Origin of the sequence: Streptomyces sp. NPDC059008 (assembly GCF_042749045.1) — a bacterium.
Classification (GTDB): domain Bacteria; phylum Actinomycetota; class Actinomycetes; order Streptomycetales; family Streptomycetaceae; genus Streptomyces.
In genome coordinates, this window is record NZ_JBHYJC010000046.1 from 40,761 (window position 1) to 57,299 (window position 16,539).

At 65.6% G+C, this 16,539-nt stretch carries 13 protein-coding genes, 1 tRNA gene and 1 pseudogene; 8 read left to right on the forward strand and 7 right to left on the reverse strand.

The window, feature by feature from the left end; all coding sequences use genetic code 11:
- Nucleotides 1-385: 385 nt before the first annotated feature.
- Nucleotides 386-577 carry a DUF1272 domain-containing protein gene (locus ACFWZH_RS33105; RefSeq protein WP_384439843.1) on the forward strand — a complete coding sequence of 64 codons (192 nt, stop codon included), beginning with the start codon at nucleotides 386-388 and terminating at the stop codon, nucleotides 575-577.
- On the opposite strand, the pseudogene ACFWZH_RS33110 reads toward ACFWZH_RS33105, so the two are convergent.
- Together ACFWZH_RS33110 and ACFWZH_RS33115 are read right to left on the reverse strand one after the other, a co-directional pair.
- A pseudogene (locus tag ACFWZH_RS33110) lies at nucleotides 555-1,066 on the reverse strand (transposase); the annotation flags it as partial. The gene ACFWZH_RS33105 and the pseudogene ACFWZH_RS33110 sit on opposite strands and share 23 nt — an antisense overlap.
- Before the next feature lie 65 nt (nucleotides 1,067-1,131).
- Nucleotides 1,132-3,873, reverse strand: a complete 2,742-nt coding sequence (locus ACFWZH_RS33115; RefSeq protein WP_384439807.1) for a hypothetical protein — start codon at nucleotides 3,871-3,873, stop codon at nucleotides 1,132-1,134.
- Nucleotides 3,874-4,927: 1,054 nt separating this feature from the next.
- On the opposite strand from ACFWZH_RS33115, the gene ACFWZH_RS33120 reads away from it, so the two are divergent.
- The 5 genes from ACFWZH_RS33120 to ACFWZH_RS33140 all read left to right on the forward strand — a co-directional run bounded on the left by ACFWZH_RS33120 (nucleotide 4,928) and on the right by ACFWZH_RS33140 (nucleotide 8,749).
- Nucleotides 4,928-5,428, forward strand: a complete 501-nt coding sequence (locus ACFWZH_RS33120) for a helix-turn-helix domain-containing protein (protein ID WP_384439810.1) — start codon at nucleotides 4,928-4,930, stop codon at nucleotides 5,426-5,428.
- Between the two features lie 209 nt (nucleotides 5,429-5,637).
- Nucleotides 5,638-6,006 (forward strand): hypothetical protein, encoded by a 369-nt coding sequence (locus ACFWZH_RS33125; RefSeq protein WP_384439813.1) that lies wholly within the window; start codon nucleotides 5,638-5,640, stop codon nucleotides 6,004-6,006.
- The gene (locus ACFWZH_RS33130; RefSeq protein WP_384439816.1) at nucleotides 5,999-7,213 is read left to right on the forward strand and encodes an MAB_1171c family putative transporter; all 1,215 of its coding nucleotides are present in this window, start codon (nucleotides 5,999-6,001) and stop codon (nucleotides 7,211-7,213) included. The genes ACFWZH_RS33125 and ACFWZH_RS33130 overlap by 8 nt, the downstream gene beginning before the upstream one ends.
- Nucleotides 7,210-8,466: a cytochrome P450 gene (locus ACFWZH_RS33135; protein WP_384439819.1), complete on the forward strand. Its 1,257-nt coding sequence runs from the start codon at nucleotides 7,210-7,212 to the stop codon at nucleotides 8,464-8,466. The genes ACFWZH_RS33130 and ACFWZH_RS33135 overlap by 4 nt, the downstream gene beginning before the upstream one ends.
- Nucleotides 8,467-8,661: 195 nt before the next feature.
- Nucleotides 8,662-8,749 (forward strand) — tRNA-OTHER (locus tag ACFWZH_RS33140).
- 560 nt (nucleotides 8,750-9,309) lie between these two features.
- Here ACFWZH_RS33140 and ACFWZH_RS33145 read toward each other — a convergent pair.
- The 5 genes from ACFWZH_RS33145 to ACFWZH_RS33165 all read right to left on the reverse strand — a co-directional run bounded on the left by ACFWZH_RS33145 (nucleotide 9,310) and on the right by ACFWZH_RS33165 (nucleotide 14,806).
- Nucleotides 9,310-11,103 (reverse strand): pyridoxal-dependent decarboxylase, encoded by a 1,794-nt coding sequence (locus ACFWZH_RS33145; RefSeq protein ID WP_384439822.1) that lies wholly within the window; start codon nucleotides 11,101-11,103, stop codon nucleotides 9,310-9,312.
- Nucleotides 11,104-11,418: 315 nt separating this feature from the next.
- Nucleotides 11,419-12,396 (reverse strand): VlmB-like protein, encoded by a 978-nt coding sequence (locus tag ACFWZH_RS33150; RefSeq protein ID WP_384439825.1) that lies wholly within the window; start codon nucleotides 12,394-12,396, stop codon nucleotides 11,419-11,421.
- Nucleotides 12,397-12,483: 87 nt separating this feature from the next.
- Nucleotides 12,484-13,077, reverse strand: a complete 594-nt coding sequence (locus ACFWZH_RS33155) for a flavin reductase family protein (protein ID WP_384439828.1) — start codon at nucleotides 13,075-13,077, stop codon at nucleotides 12,484-12,486.
- Nucleotides 13,074-13,586 carry a hypothetical protein gene (locus ACFWZH_RS33160; protein WP_384439831.1) on the reverse strand — a complete coding sequence of 171 codons (513 nt, stop codon included), beginning with the start codon at nucleotides 13,584-13,586 and terminating at the stop codon, nucleotides 13,074-13,076. Before ACFWZH_RS33160 ends, ACFWZH_RS33155 begins: the two co-directional genes overlap by 4 nt.
- A gap of 83 nt (nucleotides 13,587-13,669) precedes the next feature.
- Nucleotides 13,670-14,806 (reverse strand): acyl-CoA dehydrogenase family protein, encoded by a 1,137-nt coding sequence (locus tag ACFWZH_RS33165; RefSeq protein ID WP_384439834.1) that lies wholly within the window; start codon nucleotides 14,804-14,806, stop codon nucleotides 13,670-13,672.
- A gap of 381 nt (nucleotides 14,807-15,187) precedes the next feature.
- Between ACFWZH_RS33165 and ACFWZH_RS33170 the strand changes: the two genes are divergently transcribed.
- The gene (locus ACFWZH_RS33170) at nucleotides 15,188-16,201 is read left to right on the forward strand and encodes a phosphatidylglycerol lysyltransferase domain-containing protein (protein WP_384439837.1); all 1,014 of its coding nucleotides are present in this window, start codon (nucleotides 15,188-15,190) and stop codon (nucleotides 16,199-16,201) included.
- Nucleotides 16,202-16,253: 52 nt separating this feature from the next.
- Nucleotides 16,254-16,421 carry a hypothetical protein gene (locus ACFWZH_RS33175; RefSeq protein ID WP_384439840.1) on the forward strand — a complete coding sequence of 56 codons (168 nt, stop codon included), beginning with the start codon at nucleotides 16,254-16,256 and terminating at the stop codon, nucleotides 16,419-16,421.
- Nucleotides 16,422-16,539 lie beyond the last annotated feature (118 nt).

The window sequence follows — 16,539 nt, forward strand, 5'->3', positions numbered from 1 at the left end:
AACCGATACGGCGTTGTGTGTGAGCTGCCACGCCAGTCGTTGCGCCCGCATCCATGGGCCTTCCCCGAACACCTCCTGGTGCCGCTGCTCCCACCCCGTTGCCATCCTCTGCCTCCGCTGCTCTGATCTGACCGGGGGCGAACGGCGTGCCCCGGAGCCAGGCGATGCATACGGGCGGGACAGCGAGTCTGAGCCGATCGATGGCGTCGTCCCTGGGCGGCAGCTATCCGTCAATTTCCACCCAGGCACTCTGGCAGTGGCCGGATCTTGCGCAGAGCTGTCCCTGTCGACACTTTCAGGTCAAGATCGCTGCTCCGAGAATGGGCACTCGGCTTCGTCCGGTGCCAGCACCGGACGATGAGTGTTTGAACCTGTAAGGAGAGTCATGGCACTGGAGATGCGCGACCGCTGCGAACGCTGTGAAACGGCGCTGCCTCAGACCTCGTCAGCCCGCATATGTTCGTACGAGTGCACGTTCTGTGTGTCCTGCAGCGAAGCCATGCGGGAAACGTGCCCCAACTGCGGCGGTGAACTCGTCGCCCGCCCTCGTCGTGCGTCGGCCCCGGCCGCCGGGTAGACCGGTCGGCTGTGAGTGCCGGCTCGGTGGCGAAGATGTCGAGCAGGGGCTCGCGCTCGTCGGCCTTCGCCCCGGTCAGCATGAAGGCGACCGGTAGTCCGCCTAGGGTGCACACCAGGTGCAGCCGCAGAACCCAGAAGTATCGCGAGTGGCTCGCGCAGTAGCCGTACTGGGCCCGTCCGGCCAGGTCGGAGCGTTTGAGGGTTTCTCGGGAGCAGCGCATTCGATGGGCGTGGAGTCCACGACCCGTACGTCGTCGGTCCACAGTGCGGTGTCCATGGCCAGCCCGCGACTGGTGTGCCGGATGAGTCCGGCCGCCTTGCGCAGGCGCTTGTTGTAGCCGGGCTGCTTGGCAGGTACGGGAACAGCTGTCGCGGGTGGGTGCGCGCGTGACGCAGTCACCTCGCCTCGGAGGTGAAGCCGAGCATCACCTGCATCATTCAACAGGTCATGGGTCTTCACATAGAGTGCGGCCGCGAGGGAGTCCAAGTCGGCCGTCACACAAGGACCTTGGGTTCCCTCGTCTCATGCCCGCAGTCATCCCTTGGAATCAATTATCTAGGGCTTGGTGAGTACTCGTACGCTCTCTTCCGGCACAGCAGCTTCGCGGCGCCACTGTGCACCGACTGGCCTGGATCGGGCACGGACCGTCGTGCGCTGGCTCCCGCGCCTGAGCAGGCGGGCATGGTGTAGGTGGCGCCATGATGAGCAACGGTCCAGGCCGCCAGACCCGGCGCCTCGGCAGCAATCTGTGTCCGCAGTCGAGCGGTCTCCTCAGCCTCCCCGACCGCCTGCAAGTCATCGGGTTCCGGGCGCAACAGCTTGCTAGCGGGTCCGACATCCGTGGTCCGGCTGGCGGGGCGGTCTTGCACGACGTGGGTGACTGCGGCCGCGCGAGCCTGGGCGGCACCCGCCTCGTAGACCGCGTGCCGCTCACCGGCGGTCGCTGCTGTCGGCGCCGAGGCGAGCCAGGCGGTGCTGCGCTGCGTCAGCAGATGTTCGGCGACCCGCTGCCTGGCTCTGTGCGCTGCCTCCTTGGCGGCCTGTTCGGCGGCCTCGATGCTCGGGTGCAGGTGACGGCTCCGGGTCTGCGCCGCGTAGGCGCTGCGAGCCTCGGCATCAGCCTCAGGGCTGGAGCTGAGCGCCAGCAGGGCGGTGGCTCGGTATTCGTGGACAAGGGATTCCGCCGTCAGCCGACCCTGAACGGCGATCGACAGGTCGGTGCCGCCGGCGGCCTGAACTCGGGCACAAGCGCCCTGGATACGTCGACGGGCTCGCTCCTCCGCTGTGGAGACCAGGGCAGCGGTCAGGGACGGGTCGTTCGACTCGTGGCAACCGCTAGCAACGAAGGCGACAGCCTTTGCAATCAGCGCTTCGGTCTCCTCATCAGCCCGGCACACCCCACATAGCCCAGCCGCGTCCGCCTCGCCGCACTGGACACAGGGCAGCGCGCGGCGCCGCGCCTCGTCCGCCTCCTGTTGGGCGCGGACCTCGGCGGCTTGCGCCAGCGATGCGGCCTCGGCCGCGGCGCGCTTGCGGCGGCGCTCCTCAGCGTGCGCGGCATCGGCAGCCACGGCTTGGCGTAGCCGGCTCTCGAATGCCTCGAAGCGCTCCTGGGGTGTGCTGTGGGGCAGTTCGGCCTGGGCCTCGGTTGCCACGCGCCGGCGGCGGCTGCGAAGGTCGAGGACCTGGTCCTCGCAGAGCGTGCAGTCGTCGCCGGAGTGCATCAAGATGCCCTCGTCGCACCGGGCGTCGGTGCAGTCGCTGCGTCGGGGTAGGCCGCGCTTCAGTAGCCAGCCCACCGGGTCGTGGACCCCTGAGGCGCGGCCGGCCTGAGCGGTCAGACGGCGCGTCAGGCGGGCGGCGAGGTAGGCCTCGGCACGGTCCTCGCCGAGCCAGTCCGCTACCCGACGCAGCTCGCGACGGGCGACCTTCTCCACCAACCGGCGGGCGCCACCCCGCTCCATCCGGTCCCACAGCGCCTCCGCCGGAGCCAGAGGAACCTGCAGTTCACGACGTGGCCGGGGAACCCTCCTCAACAGCCGGCTGCCGGGATGCCCGCCCATGCTGGCGAGCAGTTGTGCGGTCGCATCCTGACCCGACTCGGCGGTGCTCGTAGCCCAAGCCTGCTCCGGATCGATTGGCTGTCGGTGGTCGGCAAGGTCTGTTTGCTCTTCCCCGCGCAGCTGGTCGGACTGGCCACCGACCAGCTTCAGCCGACGAGCCTGGTCACTGGCCCGCCCCTCGCGTGCGCCGGCGCGTCCCGGCAGATCACCGATCTCCCCCCGGCCATGGCCGGAAAAGCCATGACGAGCAGCAGGAGAAGGGATGGGAGTAACCACAGGAGCGTGGAAGGCGTGGTGGCGTGCAGTTGTGGCGAGGTCTGTGGATCCCGTTGTCTCATCCTTGGTATCAGCCGAGATGCCAGCATTCACAACAGTCCCGGTGTCCTTGACAACCTCAAGATCTCCGGATGCAGTAGCGGCGTGGTCTGAAAGCACGGACTTGGTGGCTTCGAGGGTCTCCCGGGCGACACGACCGTGGGCCTCGGCGACCGGCACAAGACGCACCCGCGACTTCCCGCTGAGCCCGGACGCCGTCTCCCGCCGTACGACCTCCGCGACGCCCTGCTTCTGGAGCCGCGACAGTACCTTCGCCCCGCCCGCTGGCGAGCAACCCAGTAATCGCGCAACCGTCGCTGCCGGACGCCCTCGGCTCATGTCGACCGCGCCGGGGCACAGCTGCAACCAGCCCGCCGAGCCCGTGGACAGCACCATCAGCAGCAGCCCGAGCCGGTCAGTCGCAGCCCCCCGACCTCTACGTCCCGCAAGCAGGCCGGCCGGCACCGGTTCCCGGTCCTTTGGCGCCCATCCCGGCCCGAACAGCACCTCGCACAACCGCAGCAACACGGCGAGCTCCACCCGGGACAGGGCCAGGGCGTGCCGCCGATCCCCCGCCTGCTGCGCCCGGTACATCGGTACCACCCAGCACTCCAGGCCCGTCGTGTGCCCAGCCGCGTTGGTCACCACCTTCGAACCGAGAACCCCGGCACGGCGCAACTCCGGCAACACCGTGTGCGCCACCTGTGACTGGGACACTCCGAGCCACCGACCAAGCTCTTCCGCCCAGATCACCGTCCGGTAGCCATCGCGGATTGTCGCCTTCGCGGTCAGTACGACCGATGCCAGACGCGCGGCATCCGAAGCGGAGGCCAGAGCCGGGACTGTCACCAGCGCGCGGACCGCGCCCAGCAGGCGTGTCCGCATGGTCCGCGTCAGTTGGAGTGGGTTAACCATCTCCAACTCCAGCGTCGGTGCGGCCTGTGCGGGCACCAATGGCGGCCGATGCCCCGGTGTTGGCACCCGGGATGCGACAGCGGCTACCGCCGCCACCGTGCTCACCGGCGGGACGAGGAAAATACGTCACCATAACGCGCTACTCAGCATCTGCCCCTGTGGAAATGCTCCGCGCGTGCATGCACAGCCGACGGGACGTGGGGAGAGCGACGGGGGATACTGCGTCATCCGTGCTGGCCTGGGCTGGCGCACGGCAGCGCTGTGTTGCATGATGGCGATCGTCCTTCATGTAGTTGCACATGGACGTAACGAAGCCCTGCGGTGGCTTCGGGGTTCTGGCAGAACCTGTAAGTCGCACTGACCTAACCGGCTGGCACCGGTGCGGTCAGCACCTCCGTAAGGCCCTGGCAGGCCTTACGGAGAGCAGTTGGGCTTCCGGTCTTAAGGTGACTGGCATCATCCGGAGACCGGATAGCCCAGGCGGCTGGCCAGTTAGGGGCGCCGCCGAGCGATCTACGTCATCTTGGCCTCCGTGAACGCTGTGTGCTGGTACGCGTGCGAGCACGGGAAGACAGTCCGCTGGCGCGAGGCGCAAGTGACCTCTGTGACGCGGAGAGAGCAAGACCACGGATACCTGGTCTTCTCCGGAACGCTTGGGGTAGGCGCAGCTGGCGGGCCGCACACTTGCAGGTGCGTCGGCATGTCGTCCTATCCGGCCGTGGAGTGTTGCTGGCAAAGGGCACGGGAAGCCGCACCGCTGCGGCACGGAGGTTGCGTAAAGCGGCGCAGCGACGAGAGATCAGACGTTCTGATGAACACTGCCCGGATACGCCGTAGGCGCTTGGTCGAGCAAACATGCTGGTGCACGCGGCGTAGGCTGTGCCCAGGCGAGAGCACCGTAACGGCCCCTCTGTCGCCTCGTGCTGATGTTGACTCAGCATGTCGCATAGCCCTCTCTTGAGGTCCCTCCCCTATCCAGGACGATATGCCCCACCACACTCCGTTGCAACATGATGCGCCGATGGCGCAGTATTGTGCGCCAGGGAGGTAGGGCATGGGCGATCAGGGCAAGCGGACTGACGCGCTGGCACAGCCGGGACTTGACGAGCACGTGCACGCGACGAAGGCTGAAATCGCCACGCGGTTGCGGCACGTGCGTCAGCACCATCCGGAGGGCCCGTTCAGCCTGTCTAAACTGGCCGAGCGCGCCGGGGTCTCCAAACGAACCCTGGCGTCAGCCGAGTCCGCGGACGGCACCAACCTCACCATCGAGACGTTGGTGAAGGTCGCGCATAGCCTGGGGATCCAGCGGAGCGCGTACTTTCTTGACGAACAGGTCTTCCAGCAAGTGAACACCGAATTGGAAGCGCTCAAGGAACTGCGCCGCCGTAAAGTGGAAAACATCGCGCTTCGGCATTCCACAAACTTGCCCATGGATCACCTGTCCCAACTCCTCACGGGGATCATCGACGCTGCGGCGCTTGCGCGCGAGTCCCTGCAGGATGCGCCGCCAATCCCGGACAAGCCTCAGCATCTCACTGACGGCTCGTCGTAGTAATAGTGGTGCGATGGCGGTTCAAGGCTCACGGTGAGCGGTCAGGAAGCCTTCACAAGCGGTGCGAGGAGCGGGTTCACGCTCTTGGTCTGCCCACCAACGAGAAGCTGACTATTCACGCATTGTGCGAACACCTCGGACGTCTACATAACCGCCCTATCCACCTGGTTCCACTCGATCTACCGCCCGGAAGTCCCGACGGTCTGTGGGTGTCGGCGGAGGGCAACGACTATGTCTTCTTCGAGCAACGCCTCGCGCCCGTCCATCAGCAGCAAGTCATCCTCCATGAATTCGGCCATGTAATCTGTGACCACGAGGCGGCGGCACCGGTGATTTCGCCGGAGTCCTCCAAGATCCTGCTGCCTTCACTCGACCCGAACATGGTGCGACGAGCACTGGGCCGGGAACACTCGCACGCCGAAGCCGAAATTGAGGCTGAACTCGTCGGCTCACTCATTGGCCGCCAGATCAGCACCTGGGACGTGGAACACATACGGCCAGTTCCCCCCGAGGCGCAGGAACTAGCCCTGCGCCTTTCTGCTCTCGAAAACCCTGCATCCCGAGGAAGAGATGATTAGACTCCTGGAAGATATTAACGGAATTCTCTATTCAATCTGCGCCGCAATAGCCTTTCTTGCACTGATCTACAAATTACGAATATTGCGGACGGATAGGTCGGCGATACAGATCGCCTTAGTCGGAAGCTTTTTATTCCTTTTCCTGACATATGCCGTCTCCACGCCTGTGCTCTGGAAAGCGACCAGCCGCGCCGTAGGGATCATTAACTTCTCCGGACTCTTTACGCAGAGCTGCGTCATCATCACCGTCGCATTCCAGCAGCTGGTTCTGCTGCATCTGTCGCACGAGCGGCGCATCGCCTGGCGCAAAGCCGTGCCGCGGCTGGCGGCTCTGACCCTGATCCTGATCATAATGGTGACGCTCTTCTTCATAGCGACCAGCGTGGGGGAAAAGCCCACTACCTTTGCGGTGACCCAGGCCCAGTACTATCCCGCATATTTGAGCGTCTATCTGCTGGGCTATGGGGCCAACCTAATCGACTTGTTCATCCTGACCCGGCGCTATGCCAAGACCGCGTCAACTCCATGGCTGCGACGTGGCCTCCTGACCATCGCAACGGCCGTACCTCTGTCTCTGATCTATGTCGCATGCCGGGCTGCAGACATCATCGCGGGACAGTTCGGCACCAGCGGACACGTCTGGGAACCGATCGCTCCGATCGCGGTGTCAACGGGGGCAGTCATCAAGGCAATAGGGTGGACCATGCCGGACTGGGGACCTCACCTCAGCAAGCTGTGGCAGTGGCTCGACCGCCATCGCGCCTACCGGGACCTCAAGCCGCTGCACCGCGAGGTGACCGCCCAGGTGCCCGAGCCAGTGCTCGAGCTGGGCGACGACATCGACCTGCGCACCCGGCTGTACCGCCGTGTCGTGGAAATCCGTGACGCCCAATGGGCTCTGCGAACCTGGATGGAACCCGGCATAGCCAAGAACGCTGAGCAGCTAGGCACCGCCGCCGGCCTGACCGGTATCGATCTTGCCGCCACAATCGAAGCGGCCCAGCTCAAGGCCGCACTCCAGGCGAAAATCCGGCAGGAACAGCCAGCTGCCTACACGGACAGCCCGCGCGTAGCCGCGCCGCCGGACCTTGCCGCCGAGCTTGCCTTCCAGCGCAAACTCGCCCGTGCCTTCGCCATATCACCAATCGTCACAAGTGCCCTCGCACAGCCCATCAGCAGCCCTGCGTCTCATAAGGAAGCCACGTGACAGCACAGCCTCTGACCACGCAACTCCCTCAGCCATTCGACAGCGCGCACTTTGCCGACCCATACCCCACCTACGCGCGCCTTCGCGACGAAGGCCCTGTGCACCGGATTGCACTTCCGGATGGTTCCCCCATCTGGCTCGTGACCCGGGAGGCCGACGTCCGTGCTGGTCTCACCGATCCCCGCCTGTCTGTGAACAAGGCCCATTCCGGCACCGGCTACAAGGGCTTCTCGCTGCCTCCGGCCTTGGACGCCAACCTCCTCAACATCGACTCGGACGATCATCTGCGGCTGCGCCGCCTGGTATCCAAGGGCTTCACTCCCCGCCGCGTCGAAGGGATGCGTGAGCTCGTCCAAGCCGCAGCCGACCGACTCGCTACCCGCCTCACCAGCCGAATAGTTGCTGAGGGCCATGCCGATCTGGTCAGGGAGTTCGCCAACCCCCTGCCCCTCGTCGTCATCGGCGACTTGCTCGACGTACCCGAACCGGACCGGCGCCCCTTCTCCTCCTGGGTCGGCACCATGATTGCCCCAGAGCAACCTGGCCAGGTTGCCGAAGCCGTGGACCACATTCAGCGCTTCTTGATCGACCTTGTCGCCTTGCGGCGAACTAACCCTGGCGACGACCTGCTCTCCGCTCTCATTGCCGCTCGCGACGAGGGAGATCGGCTCAGCGAAGACGAGCTGGTCTCCCTCGCCTTCCTGATCCTCATGGCCGGCAGCGAGAACGCCCAGCACCTCATCAGCGGCGGCCTACTCACCTTGCTGCGCCACCCTGACCAACTCGCTGCCTTGCGCGCCGACCCCAGCCTGTTGCCGGGGGCCGTGGAGGAAATCCTGCGCTACGCACATCCCAACCAGATGGCCATCCGACGCTTCCCCACCGAACCGTTAGAGATCGGCGGTGTCTCAATCCCGCCCGGCGACACGGTCCTGCTCTGCTTGGCCTCCGCCCACCGCGACCCCGCCCGCTACCTCGATCCAGATCGCTTCAATATCCACCGTGAGGACAAGGCTCACCTAGCTCTCGGCCAGGGTATGCACTATTGCCTCGGTGCCCCGCTGGCCCGCATGGAAGTCCAGGTTGCCCTCAGCACTTTGTTGGGCGGCTTCCCTGACCTGGCCCTAGCCATCCCTGCCGACCAGCTGTCCTGGCGGGCATCTTTCCGGTCTCATGCCCTGACGGCACTGCCCCTGGTCACGGAGTCCTCGTCTGCTGAAGACAACAGCAAAGGAGCCGGAGGCGAGCTCTGACATTCCGAGCAGGGCCTGGCCAGCCGGGCAACACTGACCAGGCGGTTTGCGGGGTAGAGCCGGGCCGGCAGCGGCGCTCCTTTCTGACTTGTAGATGGCAAGCTGGGTCTGTCAGCTGGGTGTCAGGGGCTGGTCAGCGATGGCTGGCATAGTGAAGGACACAGCGAGGCCGGAAGCGCCGGCGCAGCTGTACAAGGAGAGGTACCCGAAGCGGCCCAACGGGGGCTTGAGGTCTACCTCAGTCGGGCTCCGGCCCACGCAGGTTCGAATCCTGCCCTCTCCGCCCAGCGGGCAGAGCACTGCGCAGGCCGGGTGTACCCGAGATTCACGGGTACACCCGGCCTGTGGTGTTGTCCGGACAATGTGCACCTCCCGTTACTGAGCTTTGCGCTGCAGGGTGACGATCGACGTGGCGTCTTCCGGTGCACTGTCGCCGGTATCGCTCGGTGCAGCAGGCTTCCCGGTCGACGGAGTGGACCGGGGCCCGTATGTCGAAGCATGGGCGACCCGCTCCGACTGACCTCCAGGTCGGGGCTGTGCCCTGGAGACCAGACGGGCCGTATCTGGGGGATGCGCTATCCGGATGAAGACACCGACTCCCACACCCGAAATCCCCCGGCCGCCGCCCGCTGACCAACTCCGACAGAAACGTCAACAACGATCACCGGGACGAGCCGAAGCCAGTAGATTCCCCTGAATTGACGAATCGCCCACGTTGCCGATGCCGTAGTGATGTCGCGTCCCGTGGCGAGAGCCGGGGATTCGTGGAAAGGGCCGAGGCCGCACCCGTTCATGCAAAGGTGCGGCCTCGGTCGATCCACGGCTCGTGGGGCGAAATGTCGGTCAGCTGCCGCTCGGCCGGCCGATGGCTATGCCGTTACAGACGGCCTCGTCGTCATGGGCTGCTGAGTCGATGAGCCGGTGCAGTTGGCTATCCAGCGTGGTCGGCTCACTGGAACACGGGAGCCCCTCGAACGCTCCGGGCTGCCTCAGGTCCCGTATCAGCTCATCTATGAGCTCTGTGGTGACGTGTTGCATGGTGTAGAGGTGGACGTACGGGCGATCCTGGCCGTCGATGTGCAACGTCTCGCAGGACAGCGAGTACTTGTGGACGAGGTCCGCATTTGGACGTCGGAACCGCACAGTCAGAGACTGCGCGCTGCGGGCCACCCACAGGTCGTGTCCCAGCTTCTCCTGGAGGGCGAGAAGCCGGTCGTGTGCGTAGCCGGCCATGCGTTGCGCCTCAGCGGCTGCGCGGATGTGGTCATCGAAGCTGTGTCGGGCGAGAAAGTCCCACATCAGCAGGGCGGAATGTCCATTGCGGGATCCCGCGAAGGTGGTGTCGGCAGCGCCGATGTACTCCGAGGAGCGGGGTGGGATCATCTGCAGTCCCGTGCGTGTCATGAATACGCCGCAGGGCCAGGGCACACCCATCCACTTATGGCTGCTCATAGTGATTGAGTGGACTTCGGGCAGCCGGAAGTCGAAGACCGGTGGTGTCTCTGTGACCAGGCCAGCGTCGTGAGCCATCTCCAGGTAGGGCGCGTAGCCGGCACCCAGCGCGCCGTCGACGTGGATCCAGTATCCAGGGCGTACGTCGTAGCTGCTGTCCTTGCCTCGGCTGTGGTAGACGTGGCGCTCGTCCAGCCCGTATTCGGCGCAGATGTCGTGGACGAGGCGAGCTGCTGCACTGACGTCGTCGTATGCGCCCTTGAAGGTCGATCCGTAGTTGAGGTTCACCAGGATTGGGTAGCCCTTGCTGGCGAAGAAACGCACGAGGACGGCGAGCTTGTCGAGGTCGATGGCGCCGGTGCCGTCCATCCCGCCTAGCGACGGTACTTCGGTAGGCCAGGGGGTTCCGGGGGCCAGGGGGTTGTCGTCAGGGTAGCGGGTGCTGCCCACGGCGTGGAAGGTGTCGATGCCCAGCACCCGTACCGCTTTGGTGAGCGAGTAGTGGGTGTCTTGGGAGAAGAAGGCGACTGGGTGGTAGGCGTTGGGGCTCTGTCTTTCGTGGCGCACCGCTTGCGTGTATACGACGCTCGCTGGTTCTGCGGTGGCTTCTCGGCTGGCACGGTGGCGCAGCAGCCGGCCGGACAGGAAGTCGCGGGCGTTCCACAGGCCGTAGAGGTTTCCCTCGCTGGATCCCATGGTCAGCAGATAGCCCCAGTATGTTTCGGGATCGTCGTCGCGGTGCGGCCACTTGGCGTTCCACAGGGAGGCGAAGTAGTCCAGGACGGCCCGTTCCAGGACCTTGGAATTGGCCGTGTAGGCGCCCGACTGATAGGGGTCTCCGACGTTGTTGATGTGCCGGTCGAGGTAGTGGCTGAGCCGATCCTGGTAGCCGAGGTCGTTGTTGATCTGGTAGCCGACGAAGTTGTCGGTCTGCCGGTCGATGTAGGCGCGGAACAGGGCCTCTGCCTCGGCATACTGGTCCGGCTCCAGTCCGGCGGGTGGCAGTTGCACCTTGGCGTAGGGGACGTCAGGGGTGTCGGGGTAGGCGTGTCTCGGGTCGCTGCTCGGAGCTGAGATGTGGGGCAGCCCGTCGACAACGCGCAGGTTGCTGAAGGTCTTCTGCCAGGGGGTGTCCTCCGGGCCGAAGGGCAGGTCGGGGTAGGAAGCGCTTGCTGATGCCGACATGGGAGGTCCTCTTCTCTTCGTCTCTCTACGCACGGACTTCGCAGGGGCAGTGCCGCGGCCTTCGCGGGCGGACGGCCGGCACGCGCGGGGCGTCCGGTCGGGTGCCGGTCGGGCACACGGGGCGCTGCCCCAGAGCCGGTCAAGTCCCCGGCAATGGCTGGGGGCGTACGGGAATGACGAGGCTCATGGTGCTTACGGAGTGACTGCCGCGGCCGAGAGGTGGGCTCGCCAGGATCGGCAGGCGCGGACCCGTACCGTCGTCGTGTGCCCGCGTCCGGCCCGCCCCGTCCGTGTGGGGCGGGCCGGACGCGGTGGTCAGGTCAGGCGGAGGATCTCGATGGCCTCGTCAAGGCCCATGTAGGCCAGGCGGGTGGCGGCCATCTTGTCGGTCCAGCGCTCGGCGGTCGCGTAGCGCTCCTCGGCCGTGGTGTCCAGCAGCCGCTGCCCGGGGAAGAGCTCGTAATCCCCGATCAGGTGGGCGTGCTGGTGCATACCTTCCTGGAAGAGGTGCTCGCGCTCCATGATGTACTTCTTGTCCGGGATCTCGTCCCAGAGCTTGCGTCCACGGGTGATGATGTCCATCAGCCGGTCCCGGTAGGTCGGGTTACGGTCCAGGTGCTGCTTGACGATCGAGCTGCCGACCGTAAGGTGGCGGATCTCGTCGATGGCCGCGCCGCGCGCGATGGCGCTAGCCGCGGGGTCGATGAGGTTCCACTTGCGCTCGCTGAGCTCGGCGGCCGGGGCGAGCACACCCTCGATGATGATGGTGAAGATGGCCACCGCGCCGATGAAGTCGCCCTCCTCGCGTACGGCGCGCAGCGCGAACTCCAGGATCGGGTCGAGCACCTCGCGCTTGTAGTCGGCGGAGAGCTTGGTGATGGTGGAGCGCAGTTCGTCCGCCGGGATGCCCATCTCGACCAGATGGTTGCGGAAGACCATCGAGTGCCGGGCCTCGTCCATCAGCTGGGTGGCGAAGAAGTCCATCTCGGCGATGCCGGTGGCGTGGGCGACGTAGTACGCCAGTGCGCGGGTGCCCTCTTCCTCGGCGATCGAACGGCAGCCGAGCTCAAGGATCTGCGCATCGCGCAGCGGCCCGTCCGTGCGCATGTGCTCCGGCGTGATCTCGTCGGCGGTGTGGCCGGACTCCGCGCGGTCGCGCAGGGTGCCCTGCGCCACGCCGCGGAACCAGTACGCGAGGTTGCACTGCTCCGCGGACAGATCGAGGTTCATGGCGCCGTCGAGGAGCCCCGGAGCCTTGTCCCAGTCCGTCTCGGCGGGGATCGGGAGGGTCATGGAAAGACGATCCTTTCTTAAGGGGTGTACGGGCACGGGTGTCGGGGGTGCTGCACCGGAGTGGACGGTGCTCGCGGTGAGGTGTGCTCAGTCCAGGGCGGCGGTGGCCATGCCGGGGGTGCGCCAGCTTTGGCGCCGGACCACATCGCGGAATTCGACGTCGTGCAGCTGCCCGTCGAAATTCACCAGGGGGCGTCCTCTGCCGGCCGTCCCGCCCAGCACTTCAGCGATGACTAGGTCGTCGCTCTGTCCGAGCTGGACGTGGTCGGTAACCCGGCACACCAGCCGGGCCAGGGCCTCGCACAGCACGGGGAGGCCTGTCGCGTCGTCCGGCTCCCACTTGATGAGATCGAACTGGGCCTGTCCCGGTGGGCGTTCGGGGTTGGCGAACCAGTCAGCCAGCAGCGCTTGGCGCGAGGAGAGCACATTGACCAGGAACTGGCCACTTTCCACGGCAAGTCGGCCCATGAGCGAGCCGCGGCGCAGGCTGACGGACAGCGTCAGGGGGCGCTGGCAGACCACGCTCGTGGTACTGACTGTGGCTGCATGGACGACGCCGTGGTGGGCGGTGGTCAGGACCGACACTCCGGTGGGCAACTGGCGGGAGACGGCTCGAAGGGCCTGGGCGTCGCTGTCCTGGGATGCGGCGACGGTAGCGGATTCGAGCGGGGTGCCGGTCACCGCTCGGCCCTCACGACGCTGGGGGCGGGTGCGGGTTCCTGCGGCTGCCCGGTCGTCTGCGGGCTCTTCGTGGAGAAGAGCTTGCTGGTCAGCTGTGCGAATTCCTGGTTCGCCACTGGTTCAAACGGCAGGCCGAAAGGCTTGAGGAAGTTGCCGAATACTCCGCGGTCCGCGCACAGGTGGATCGGGATGACCAGCAGCGCCCATTCCGGGCCGCTGATCCAAATCCACAGACCCACCACAGCGCCCTGGGTCAGCAGGCTGTGCATCGTGTTGTAGGCCACGTAGAAGCCCTTGTGGATCTTCTTGGTGTGGCTTCGGCGGTAGGCGATTGCGCCGGGTATGTAGCCGATGACATCGATGTAGAGGAAGAGAATGAGCGCCGGGAGCCAGCGCACCTCGCCGATGTGGGCAATGAAGAGCCCGAGGGACACGGCGAGGCCGGCCAGGTATTCGGCGCGGTGGATGCGGGCCGTCGTCGGCGACTCAAAGGCGTTGAGCTGGTCCATCGTGACACCCCCTGTCGGTGTGCCGCGGTGTGCGCGGCCTCGATGCGGACTGAGAACGAGCTAAGAACGGACTCGGAACGGAGTCAGATCTGCAGCGGGCCGCCGTTGAAGTACTCGACCAGGTGCGGGGAGGAGCTGGTGCGGCCGGGCGGGTGGAAGGCCAGGGGGTGCAGTGCGGAGGACAGGTAGGCGACCTCGGCGGACTTGATGAACGCGATACCGCCGAGAAGTTCGACTGCCTGCTCCGAGATGGCGGCGAGGGTCTTCTGGATGGCGAAGCGCGCGGTCAGGGTCGCGGCGACTGCCTCGTCGCCACTGACCCCGTCGCGCACCGCGCGGGCGGTTCCTTCGGTGAGTGCGACGGCCGACTCCAGGTGGATGCCCAGCATCGCCCGGTCGTTGACGGTGCCGCGGCCGCGTTCGAGCACCATCTCGGTCAGGGCGCTGGCCGCGCCGACATAGGCCGAGGTGATCAGCATCTCGAACCAGACGAATGCCGCCGTCTGCAGGTCGTCGAGGCGGCTGGGGTCGTCCGGCGTACCGCGGATGATCAGGTGCTCGGGGACATGGACGTTCTCGAGTCGCACCTCGTCGCTCTGCGAGGCCGCCAGGATGGGACTGTCCCAGAACGGGTGGACGGAGATCCCCTCGGAGTCGGCGGGGATGAGCAGTACGGCCAGGGAGTCGGGGCCGTTGCTGTGCGGCACGATGACGCTCGCGGTCAGCAGGTCCATCGAGTGTGAAAGGCTGCACGGCTTCTTCGCACCGTTGAGCACATAGCCGTCTTCGACGGCGGCGGCCGACACCGACGGGTTGAGGATGTCCTGCTGGGTGCGGCCCTCGGCCCAGCCGGAGGCCAGCAGCAGCCCCTCCGGCGCGATCCGCGCCAGCAGCTTGGCCTGGGAGTCGCTGGGCGGTACGACCCGGTCGGCGAGCGCGAAGAGCATGGCCGCCGTGAAGTTGTGCATCGTCGCGGCGGCGGCGAGGGAGGGCGAGTACGCACCCAATGCCCGGGTCACCCGGACCGCATCCAGCGCGTCGGCTCCCAGACCGCCGTACGGGGGCGGTACCAGCAGTCCGGCGCCGCCGTTGTTGCGGAAGATGTCGAGCACCGGGCTGCCGGCCGTCTCCCGTTCCAGGAGCGGGAACTCGTCCAGTCCCTTGAGCAGCCCTGGATGGAGACGTTCGCAAGTCTCGCGTGCAGTGTCGAGGGAACGCATGCGTGGAAGTCCTCCAGGGTGTGTCAAGGAAATCTGATGGCCGTCGCTCATGAATGGACCGTGCGACAAATAGCGAGGGTAGACGAGTTGAGTGGTGGTCCTCGCCTAATCGCCTACGGAGAGCGTGACATGTTGACCTGACCAGGGTCTGACGTCTTTCTGACAGTGGAGAAGAATCCACTACGGCATGGGTTCTGACACCCTCATGACACCCTTCTGACGTCTTCCGCTCCTGCCTCTTCCCGCTATTGATTAGTGCTCTCCGCTCGCCGCATTATGGAGCCTCGACCGGGTCCGCCGCCGCGGACACCGCGCCATACCGGCTCGAAACAAGGGCTAGCCATCCGCTACTCAAGAGCGGGACTTGGAGGAGAGATAGTGATGAATGAGCGGGCTTCAGAATTCAGTAGCAAAGTCTCGGCTGATTATGTCCTCAGCGCGATTAAGGAGTTCTCGGATGCCGATAACCCGAGCTCCTTTCTGGCTGTCAATGAGGGAAACTGCTACTTCGCTCTGCCGGGTCGCCCCGGGGTGATCGTCTACCGTCCGGCAGGAAAGTATCTCGTCCAGTTCGGTGGCCCCTTCGCTCCCGACGACTGCTATACAGACCTCCTGCTGGCTTTCCGTGACTTCGCCGCCGAGCAGCAGCGCACCATCGCCGCGATCCAGCTGCAAGCACACGACGCCCGCCGCTACGCACGCGCCGGCTTCACCGTGAACCAGGTCGGAGCCTCCTACGCCGTGGACCTGAACACGTTTACTCTCGCCGGCAGCCGGTACATGCAGCTGCGCAACAAGATCTCCCGGGCGTTGCGTAGTGGCCTGACCATCATTGAGGCCGACTATGACCAGTGGGCTGATGGTGTCCGTGAGATCGATCGTCTCTGGCTCCCGCTCAAGGGTGAAGGATCCCGCCCCTTGGAGTACCTGGTCGGCCAGACCGGCGGTGAGATGCAAAAGCATCGTAGGCTCTTCATCGGCCACATCGACGGCGAATTGATGGGCTACGTCTCGTACTCGCCGGTCTACGGAACCAACCCGGGCTGGATGCACGACCTGAGCCGACGACACCCTGACAGCCCGGCCGGAGTCATGGAGGCCATCAACAAAGCCGCCATCGATGTATTCCGCAGTGAGGGAGAGTCGTGGCTGCATTTCGGGTTCACCCCCTTTACCAACCTGAGTGACACCCGGGAGGTCGAGGGGCACAGCCTGGGTTTCAAATGGCTGATGCACTATCTGTGGGAGAACCAGATCGTCTACCCCGCTTCGACGCAACTCGCGTACAAAGACAAGTGGAACCAGAGCCTGATTCTCACCGAGTACGCGGCCTTCGACGGCAAGGCCAGTGTGAACGGCTTCGTGAACATTTGGCGAGCAGCCAACGCCATGTAGGAGTTTCTTTCTCGCCCAACCGGCCTCTTTTCAACGGACTAAGGAGCGCAACATGTCTGAATCTCAGTCGGCAGCAACCGCACAGGTCGAGGTCCTGCAGCAACGAGTGACGGGGCTCTTCGTTGAGCTTTGCGGTGATCCGGACAACGCTGCGGCGGCCACCGCCGTCGACCAAGCGCTGCACGACCTGGACGCGCTGCTCGCGGCCACGACCGGATGACGGTGCGTTCCGAGGTGAAATCAGTCGTACTGATCGCCGAAGAGCTGTCGCCCGCCACCGTCGACGCCCTCGGCCCGGACTTCGAGATCCGGCACTGCAACGGCGCGGACCGCGCCGA

What these genes read in the sequence shown, in the direction of transcription:
- ACFWZH_RS33105 (WP_384439843.1), top strand. Translation starts at nt 386, where the DNA reads ATGGCACTGGAGATGCGCGACCGCTGCGAACGCTGTGAAACGGCGCTG.
- ACFWZH_RS33115 (WP_384439807.1), bottom strand. Translation starts at nt 3,873, where the DNA reads ATGGTTAACCCACTCCAACTGACGCGGACCATGCGGACACGCCTGCTG.
- ACFWZH_RS33120 (WP_384439810.1), top strand. Translation starts at nt 4,928, where the DNA reads ATGGGCGATCAGGGCAAGCGGACTGACGCGCTGGCACAGCCGGGACTT.
- ACFWZH_RS33130 (WP_384439816.1), top strand. Translation starts at nt 5,999, where the DNA reads ATGATTAGACTCCTGGAAGATATTAACGGAATTCTCTATTCAATCTGC.
- ACFWZH_RS33145 (WP_384439822.1), bottom strand. Translation starts at nt 11,103, where the DNA reads ATGTCGGCATCAGCAAGCGCTTCCTACCCCGACCTGCCCTTCGGCCCG.
- ACFWZH_RS33150 (WP_384439825.1), bottom strand. Translation starts at nt 12,396, where the DNA reads ATGACCCTCCCGATCCCCGCCGAGACGGACTGGGACAAGGCTCCGGGG.
- ACFWZH_RS33160 (WP_384439831.1), bottom strand. Translation starts at nt 13,586, where the DNA reads ATGGACCAGCTCAACGCCTTTGAGTCGCCGACGACGGCCCGCATCCAC.
- ACFWZH_RS33165 (WP_384439834.1), bottom strand. Translation starts at nt 14,806, where the DNA reads ATGCGTTCCCTCGACACTGCACGCGAGACTTGCGAACGTCTCCATCCA.
- ACFWZH_RS33170 (WP_384439837.1), top strand. Translation starts at nt 15,188, where the DNA reads ATGAATGAGCGGGCTTCAGAATTCAGTAGCAAAGTCTCGGCTGATTAT.
- ACFWZH_RS33175 (WP_384439840.1), top strand. Translation starts at nt 16,254, where the DNA reads ATGTCTGAATCTCAGTCGGCAGCAACCGCACAGGTCGAGGTCCTGCAG.